At 54.9% G+C, this 5,035-nt stretch carries 5 protein-coding genes; 2 read left to right on the top strand and 3 right to left on the bottom strand.

All coding sequences use genetic code 11. The features are described from left to right. The first annotated feature begins 68 nt into the window (after positions 1 to 68). On the top strand, positions 69 to 719 hold the full coding sequence (locus ABJQ89_RS08905; RefSeq protein WP_348495898.1) for an HD domain-containing protein: 651 nt from the start codon (positions 69 to 71) through the stop codon (positions 717 to 719). Positions 720 to 809: 90 nt separating this feature from the next. Beyond that, positions 810 to 1,451: a hypothetical protein gene (locus tag ABJQ89_RS08900; protein ID WP_348495897.1), complete on the top strand. Its 642-nt coding sequence runs from the start codon at positions 810 to 812 to the stop codon at positions 1,449 to 1,451. A gap of 58 nt (positions 1,452 to 1,509) precedes the next feature. On the opposite strand, the gene ABJQ89_RS08895 is transcribed toward ABJQ89_RS08900, so the two are convergent. The 3 genes from ABJQ89_RS08895 to ABJQ89_RS08885 form a co-directional block, all read right to left on the bottom strand. Beyond that, positions 1,510 to 2,619: an NADH:flavin oxidoreductase gene (locus ABJQ89_RS08895; protein WP_348495896.1), complete on the bottom strand. Its 1,110-nt coding sequence runs from the start codon at positions 2,617 to 2,619 to the stop codon at positions 1,510 to 1,512. 223 nt (positions 2,620 to 2,842) lie between these two features. Beyond that, positions 2,843 to 4,147 carry an NAD-dependent dihydropyrimidine dehydrogenase subunit PreA gene (gene preA, locus ABJQ89_RS08890; protein ID WP_348495895.1) on the bottom strand — a complete coding sequence of 435 codons (1,305 nt, stop codon included), beginning with the start codon at positions 4,145 to 4,147 and terminating at the stop codon, positions 2,843 to 2,845. A gap of 1 nt (position 4,148) precedes the next feature. Continuing rightward, positions 4,149 to 5,035, bottom strand: an 887-nt coding sequence (locus ABJQ89_RS08885; RefSeq protein WP_348495894.1) for an FAD-dependent oxidoreductase, incomplete at its 5' end; no start/stop codon positions are given.

The raw sequence follows: 5,035 nt of genomic DNA, 5'->3' as shown, positions 1-5,035 counted from the left end.
CAGATGCGAAAGTGATTGAACCTGTTGTCTTTGATGTCATTGAGCTTTGATGCGTTAGGACACAGGCCATGAACACTGCCCCCTTCGCCCTGCATGAAGCGCTTGCAGAAACGCTTCTCCCCTACTCGATCCCGAACGATTCAGATGGGGCACATGATATCGCCCACATCACCCGCGTCTGGAACAACGCCCGCGCCATCGCGCACGTTGAAGGCGCGGATTGGGAGGTGTTGTTGGCCGCAACCCTTCTCCATGACTGTATCAGCGTGGAAAAAGACAGCCCCGATCGCGCAAAGGCATCGAGCCTTGCCGCCGCGGCCGCGCGCGGCCATCTCGCGCCGCTCGGATGGGACACAGGCAAGGTTGATGCAACCTGTCACGCGGTTGAGGCCCACAGCTTTTCCGCGAACATCCCAACCGAAACGAGAGAGGCAAAAATCTTGCAAGATGCGGACCGTCTTGATGCCATCGGCCTGATCGGGATCGCGCGGTGTTTCTATGTTGCGGGCCGAATGGGCAGCGCGCTGTATGAACCGAGCGATCCGCACGCTAAGGAGCGCGCGCTGGATGATCGCAGCTATGCCATAGATCACTTTGAAACCAAATTACTGACGCTCTCAAAAGGGTTCAAAACGGGCGAAGGCCAGCGCATGGCCGAAGCGCGTCATCAAGAGCTGCTCGATTTTCGCAGCGCCTTCTTCGCGCAAGTAGGGGCGTGAGCCGCGATCACGTTACTGTGTGAAAGTGGCTGAGCGAATTGCGCTGCACAGCGGGCGCGCTAACTTTCCCACGGGATTGGGAGGGATACTATGCGCACCAAGATACTGTCATTGCTATTCATGTGTTGCGCTGGATTTGCGAGCGCGCAAGCCTGTCCGGACAGATATCGGTTTGTTGATTTCGGACTTGAGACCAATGATGGCGCACTCATCCGCGGCGGCACGATTTTTCGCGCCTTCCTGCCTGACAACACGCCTCTTCTTTTAACGGAGCAAACCTCGTGCGAAGACGTTCAATACCTCGCAAAAGACGGACGACAACTGACCGTTCCGGTGGTTTCAACGATCAGTGTGAACACCGCGCTGATCGATATCGGGTTTGATACCCTACGCCTTAGCAAAGTTAACAACGTTGATGCGCGCGCAAACGAAAATGCTCAGAAGCATCATCAAAGCTCTGCTACAGCAACGCGTGGCGACACGTTTTTATGTAAGCAAGGCGAAGATCAGACATCGAGTTGCCAGATGCTTTCTCCCTTTGGGAACAACATCACCTTGGTGATCTATTGCGATCAAAGCCACTGCAACATGCCGGCCCTTGCGTTCAATGAAACCCTGATGTTCGACGCCACATGGCCGCACGACACATCAACGAGCGAAACCCTTGGCCAAGACATTTCAGCCAAGCTTGTTCTGCTTCATGATTTCCTAACGCAACATATGGACTTTTAAAGAAAATGGCCTGCGCTCGATTGAGGCAGGCCACTCTTTTTCAAAGTTAAACTCTGAATTAGTAGAGCTTCTTCAACATGTCTTTTTCATAAGCCGCCAAGTCCGCGAGCTTACCTGCTTGCACTTGGTTCGCCCAATCAGGGTTCGCAATCAACGCACGTCCCACCGCGACGAGATCAAACTCTTCACGTTCTGTGCGCTCTAGCAAATTGTCGATGCTTGCAGGTTCCGCCGCTTTGAAATTTGCGGTTCCGTCTTCAGGCAAGAAGTCTGCGTTCAAGCCAACGCTGCCAACCGTAATCGCCGGTTTCCCTGTGAGCTTGCGAGTCCAGCCAGCAAGGTTCAGATCACTGCCTTCGAACTCTGGTTCCCAGAAGCGGCGTGAAGAGCAGTGGAAGATGTCAACGCCCGCATCAGACAGACGATTGACGAAAGCGCCCAATTCTTCTGGTGTCTCACAGAGACGCGCGGCGTAGTTTTGTTGTTTCCACTGGGAAAAGCGGAAAATGATCGGGAAATCTTCGCCAACTGCGGCGCGCACCGCTTGTAAAATTTCAATTGCAAAGCGCGAGCGCGCTTCCAAATCACCGCCATAGGCATCCTCGCGTTGGTTTGTACCGTCCCAGAAGAACTGATCAATCAAATAACCATGCGCGCCATGCAGCTCAATCGCGTCAAAGCCAATGTCCTTGGCGTCTTTGGCCGCTTGCGCGAAGGCCGCGACCACATCGTCAATGTCTTGCTGCGTCATTGCGTGGCCCGTCACCTTACCGGGGAATGCCATACCACTGGGGCTATGTCCGGGCGTATCGCCGCCGGGCATCACGCCGGGGCGACGCACTGCGCCCACGTGCCAAAGCTGCGGCGCAATTTTGCCGCCTGCGTCATGCACCGCGTTTACAACCCGTTTCCAACCTGCAAGAGCGTCTTCGCCAAAGAACGCGGGAACGTTCGGATAGCCGCTCGCCGCGACATGACCCACGAATGTGCCTTCGGTAACGATCAAACCCACACCGCCTTCGGCGCGGCGGCGGTAGTATTCAACGTTTAGATCATTCGGAACATTTCCCGGTGACATGGTTCTCGTCATCGGCGCCATAACAATCCGGTTTTTCAGCTCAAGTTTGTCAAGCTTCACAGCTTGGAACAGGGTATCAGTGCCGCTCATTGCGCATTCCTCAGTATTTTAAAGTTGAGAGGACGCTAGCGCGCGCGCATGGGTCAGACAACACAGCGTAGCAAACGACCTTGGGGCACAAATTCTAATTTCACTAAAAACATGAAATGCCGTTACGTCGTTTTAGCCCAAAAATAAAAATGACCCCTGCAAGCACTCACTCTTGCAGGGGTCGCTCACGGCCGTTTTGTTGGGAAACTACGGCTTGGAGACCTTATTCAGCGGCTGTCGCTGAGGGGTTGTTTGGATGCGTAGTCCAATTGGCATACTCTGGATCAACCTCGCGGCCCGTGCGTGGATCGACTTGGCCAGCGGGCATCTGTTCCATCGTGATACAATTCTCGACAGGGCAAACATTGACGCAAAGATTACAGGCGACGCATTCATCATCGATGACGCTAAAGACCCGCTCATCGGACATAGCAATCGCTTGGTGTGATGTGTCTTCACAAGCAGCGAAACAGCGACCGCACGATATGCAAAGATCCTCATTAATCTTCGCCTTAGCGATGAAGTTGAGGTTCAGATACTGCCAATCTGTGGTGTTCGGCACGGCCATGCCAACAAACTGCGATGTATCGGTGTAGCCCTTCTCATCCATCCATTGGCTGAGGCCAGAAATCATCTCCTGAACGATCTTAAAGCCATAGGTCATCGCAGCCGTGCAGACCTGCACATTGCCACAGCCCAGCGCCATAAATTCAGCCGCATCGCGCCATGTGGTGATGCCGCCAATGCCCGAGATCGGCAGACCTGCTGTTGCCTCAGCGCGGGCAATTTCGCTGACCATGCTCATCGCGATAGGTTTCACCGCAGGACCGCAATAGCCCCCATGCGTGCCTTTGCCGTCGATGGATGGCTCAGGGCTCATGGTATCAAGGTTCACAGAGGTGATAGAGTTGATCGTGTTGATAAGCGACACCGCATCCGCGCCGCCGGCTTTTGCCGCCGCCGCAGGTTTGCGCACATCGGTAATGTTCGGCGTCAGTTTCACGATAACGGGTTTGGAGTAGTACTGCTTGCACCAGCGCGTCACCATTTCGATGTATTCAGGCACTTGGCCCACCGCCGCGCCCATGCCGCGTTCTGACATGCCGTGCGGGCAGCCAAAGTTCAGCTCGATCCCATCTGCGCCAGTGTCTTCCACAAGCGGCAGGATCGCTTTCCATGCTTCTTCCTCGCAAGGCACCATGATCGACACGATCACAGCGCGATCAGGGTAATCCGCCTTCACGCGTTTGATCTCTTCAAGGTTCGTGAACAGGTCGCGATCCGTAATCAGCTCAATATTGTTGAGCCCAAGCAACCGACGATCCGCGCCGTAAATCGCGCCATAACGAGGTCCATTGACGTTAACGACAGGCGGGCCTTCTGAACCAAGCGTCTTCCAAACGACACCGCCCCAACCGGCCTCAAAGGCGCGGCGCACGTTGTATTCTTTATCGGTTGGCGGCGCAGAAGCGAGCCAGAATGGATTAGGGCTTTTGATACCTAGAAAATCTGTCGTGAGATCGGCCATTTTATGCGCCTCCCATCAATGTAGTATGAATATCCATCGCAGCGTCACGCCCTTCGGCTACTGCGGTCACCGTCAGGTCATCGCCGCCAGAGGCGCAATCGCCCCCCGCCCAGACGCCCGTGATGCTGGTCTGACCGACCTCTGACACTTTAATCTTGCGACCGTCCAAGGCAGGCAAATCATCGCCCTCCAAGGTTTGACCAATCGCTCGGAAAACTTGATCCGCCGCAAGGCGCACGGTTTGACCCGTCGCTTTCAAATCATCGTCGGTGTATTCAAATTCGATCTCGCGCACCGCGCCATTGCCGTGAATGGCCACAGGCGTTGCGTTCGTGATGATGCGCACCCCTTTTGAGGTTGCCAAATCCTGTTCAAAGACGCTGGCGTTCATGCGCGCTTTGGAGCGGCGATAGACCAAAGTCACATTGAGCGCGCCAAGCAATTTCGCCTGAACCGCCGCATCAATCGCCGTCATGCCCCCGCCTATGACAACAACGTCACGGCCAATTGGCAAAGCACTTAGATCTTTCGCTTGACGCAGATCGGAAATGAAATCGACCGCATCCGCGATCCCATCCTTGTCATCGCCTTCAATCCCAAGGCCGTTCACGCCGCCCAGACCCATTCCTAGAAACACTGCATCGTACTCACTTTGCAGCGCTGCCAAGGTTACGTCTTTGCCAAGGCTCACGCCGTGTTTGATCTCAATGCCGCCGATTTGCATCAGCCAATCGACTTCTTTCGCAGCGAAATCATCAGTGCTCTTATAGGCGGCAATGCCAAATTCGTTCAGGCCACCTGATTTCGCACGGGCATCCATGATTACAACATCATGACCCAGCATGGCTGCGCGGTGTGCACAGGCAAGGCCAGCTGGCCCTGCCCCGA

Source organism: Planktotalea sp., assembly GCF_039984035.1.
In the GTDB taxonomy this organism is placed as follows: Bacteria; Pseudomonadota; Alphaproteobacteria; order Rhodobacterales; family Rhodobacteraceae; genus Planktotalea.
The sequence above is the reverse complement of the archived record's forward strand: the minus strand, read 5'-3'. Positions and strand labels throughout refer to the sequence as shown.

Excerpts from the sequence above, each read along its gene's own strand:
- preA (WP_348495895.1), bottom strand. The coding sequence starts at position 4,147 with ATGGCCGATCTCACGACAGATTTTCTAGGTATCAAAAGCCCTAATCCA.
- ABJQ89_RS08900 (WP_348495897.1), top strand. The coding sequence starts at position 810 with ATGCGCACCAAGATACTGTCATTGCTATTCATGTGTTGCGCTGGATTT.
- ABJQ89_RS08905 (WP_348495898.1), top strand. The coding sequence starts at position 69 with ATGAACACTGCCCCCTTCGCCCTGCATGAAGCGCTTGCAGAAACGCTT.
- ABJQ89_RS08895 (WP_348495896.1), bottom strand. The coding sequence starts at position 2,619 with ATGAGCGGCACTGATACCCTGTTCCAAGCTGTGAAGCTTGACAAACTT.